Genomic DNA, 241 nt, shown 5'->3' with positions numbered 1-241 from the left:
GGTGTTGGCTATCTTGGTGGCTGAGCCGACCTTGACCCTTAAACAAGTAGCCGAGCGGATAGGCAGATCGACCAGTACGGTGGAGCGAGCGGCGGCGGCGTTGGTTAAGGCGGGACGATTACGCTTTGTTGGTCCGCGCAAGGGTGGGCATTGGGAAGTGTTGTCATAGGGCAGCTTGCTAAGGCCACCGAGTGTGTTACTACAGCCGTCCAGCTTCCGGGTTGCATCAGTAAACATACAA

The 241-nt window shown here is 56.8% G+C and carries 1 protein-coding gene; it reads left to right on the top strand.

Features of this window, described 5'->3' with window-relative positions; genetic code table 11:
- Position 1: 1 nt before the first annotated feature.
- Positions 2 to 169, top strand: a complete 168-nt coding sequence (locus B4920_RS31205) for a winged helix-turn-helix transcriptional regulator (RefSeq protein ID WP_268812285.1) — start codon at positions 2 to 4, stop codon at positions 167 to 169.
- The last annotated feature ends 72 nt before the right edge of the window (positions 170 to 241 follow it).

It is taken from the genome of Zoogloea sp. LCSB751 (assembly GCF_002028455.1).
Lineage (GTDB): Bacteria > Pseudomonadota > Gammaproteobacteria > Burkholderiales > Rhodocyclaceae > Zoogloea.
Note: the sequence above shows the minus strand (reverse complement) of the source record. Positions and strands in the feature narration are given on the sequence as shown.